2 protein-coding genes are annotated in these 2649 nt (G+C 38.8%); both read left to right on the top strand.

Annotated elements, in window-relative coordinates; all coding sequences use genetic code 11:
• The coding region (gene bcsE / locus HUS62_RS22125; protein ID WP_175081174.1) for a cellulose biosynthesis protein BcsE at window positions 1–924 on the top strand (924 nt) is incomplete at its 5' end.
• A gap of 169 nt (window positions 925–1093) precedes the next feature.
• Window positions 1094–2649: cellulose biosynthesis protein BcsG (bcsG, locus tag HUS62_RS22120; protein ID WP_175081173.1), on the top strand; the 1556-nt coding region annotated here is incomplete at its 3' end.

The raw sequence follows: 2649 nt of genomic DNA, 5'->3' as shown, positions 1-2649 counted from the left end.
GTATGGCTAACGCGCAGTGCTGTCCCTGAGGGTACAAAGCTACCTGTGTTTTATAAAATAGTTGATGATAATGATGCTCTTTTTTCTAAAGGGCTTACCAAAAAATCAGCGACGTTAGTTTTTGCAGTTACCCGATACACTGATTTAAAAGCGTTAGCCAAAGATTGTTTCTCTCTTCGAAAGAAATGTGGTCGCCGACTGAAATTAGTAATTCAAAATGTTGATGGCATTATTCGTCACCAGGACGAGTGCTTATTTTTAACTTTAGGGGTTAACCTTATTTTATATAGTTATTCTGAGCCTTCGCGTTTACTGTCACAAATTCAGTCAATTCAAGGATTTCAGTTTACAAGGCCATTACCGAAATCAATTGATGATGTTCTAAAATACAGTGAAAATGTATTGGCTAAAGGTTATTTGCCTCCAGATAAGTTCGTACAGCAGGTTGCTAAACATAGTGACTCAGCCGCCAATCTGGGTGTAAGTGGCGTGCTTGTTATGTTGCAGCTTTTACCGCGTATTGATGCCATACACCCATTACATTTATTTCATGTAAAACGCGAAGGGGATATTTTTAGCTTTGCTGAAGGCGCTGTTTATCTTTATCTACATGCTTGTCGAGAGCATGATGTTGAAAGTGCGATTAAGCATTTATTTAAATTACAGATAAGCGACTTTTTTATGTCAAAAAATGTCATTGCTGATCATTTTTATATTCAGCAAGAATGTCGCCGCATGCAACGTCATTTTGCTAATACTGAAATAACTGACTTTACCCAGCAGTTACAAGAAAATGTAAGTTATATTTTTGATACAAAAACAGCAGATATTGCAAATTTAAATACAGAGACACCGGAATTTAAAAAAGTGATTCGACCTATATCTGAGCCTATTAAAGTGACCTTAAAAGGTGAACTATCATGAGCTTAAACCAGTTTTTTATTACTTTTATCATCGCAATGTTAATCGGCATTTTGTTGAGTAATACAGGTAAGGTATTGTTTAATAAAGTAGTCGTGCTCTACAGAAAACTAACATTTAGGCATGTATTATTAACGCCCTATACGCCAAAACGACACAAGAAGGATAACAAGTGAGGCTTTCAGGATTAGGTATTTGGAATTTATACTTTTTAGTTAAGTTTGTTCTGTATAGCCGAGGTGATATTTCTTTTGATTTATTTGCAAACTTAGCATTTTTTGCTTTTCTAGCTATCTCTTTTCAACATGTTTGGTTGTCTCGTATCAAACACGCTATGAGTATGGTGGTAGGAGTGGCCTTGTTGTATCACGACTCGTGGTTACCCCCGATTTCTAGGCTCACCAAGCAAGCTGGCAATGTACAAGACTTTAGCATCGGCTACTTTTTTGAGATCACAGCGCGCGTTGTTAGCCTCGATATGATTTTTGCGCTCTTTGCTTTAGTGGTTTTTTATTGGTTTACTGTGAAGTGGTTGCGTTACACCAGTATTTCAATAATTGGCTTTATGTATGCGTTTTGGTTAGGTGGGGCTGTTACGAGTGATGAGGTTACAACTCAAGTTGCAAGCAATAACCAAACTACAAAAAAACAAGTACCCGTTTTAGTTTCTGATACAGCAAACCAAAAGACACCGGATCAACAGTTACAAGACTTTTACCAGCAACAGAATTTACTACAAAGCCAGTTTCCTGACGTATTTAATGGCCAGCCATTTGATGTTGTTGTGCTAAATATTTGCTCTTTAGCGACGGCTGATTTAAATGCAATTGGTGTTGAGCCACGTAACTTATTTGCTGATTTTGATATTTTGTTTAGCCAATTTAACTCAGCAACGTCGTACAGTGGCCCTGCGGCAATTCGTTTATTACGAGCAAGTTGCGGGCAAACAAGTCAAGAGCAACTATTTAAACCTGTTGATGAGCAATGTCAGCTATTCACTAACCTTGCTGAGCTTGGCTATAAAACCAGTGTGGCTCTTAACCACGATGGACACTTTGATGACTTTATTGGTTTGATCAGACAATACGGTGGTGTTTCTGTGCCAAAACTGGATTTTAGCCAGTTTAGTGCTGCGCAGTATGGTTTCGATGGCAAACCGATTTATTCTGATGCGGATATACTCACTAATTGGCTGAAAAAGCAAGGTTCGAGTGAGCAGCCTAGGGCTCTTTATTACAACACCATTAGCTTACACGATGGCAATCAACTTGCTGGTCGTGAACGTATGAATAGCTTTGAAAGCTATCCGCTTAGACAACAGCGCTTATTTAATGACATCGATAAGTTTATAACTGAGTTAAAAGCACAAGGTCGAAACGTAATGCTGGTGGTTGTGCCTGAGCATGGGGCTGCCTTACAGGGTGATAAACTACAATTCTCTGGTTTGCGCGAAATTCCGAGCCCTTCAATAGTTTCAGTGCCAACTGCGGTTAAATTCATCGGTCCTGATATAAAGCATGATGGGCTGAATGTCGTTGATGAAACAATGAGTTACTTTTCACTGTCAGAGTTAATCAACAATACGATGAAGTTAGATTTGTTCACAGGGTCGGTACCCATTAACCGAGTGCTTGAGAATTTACCAACTTCAGCCAAGGTCGCCGAGAATGAAGATACGGTAATGATGTATATAAAAGGGCAGCCTTACATCCAATTAGATGGTGGAGA

The organism is Pseudoalteromonas sp. 0303 (genome assembly GCF_013349995.1).
Classification (GTDB): domain Bacteria; phylum Pseudomonadota; class Gammaproteobacteria; order Enterobacterales; family Alteromonadaceae; genus Pseudoalteromonas.
The sequence above is the reverse complement of the archived record's forward strand: the minus strand, read 5'-3'. Positions and strand labels throughout refer to the sequence as shown.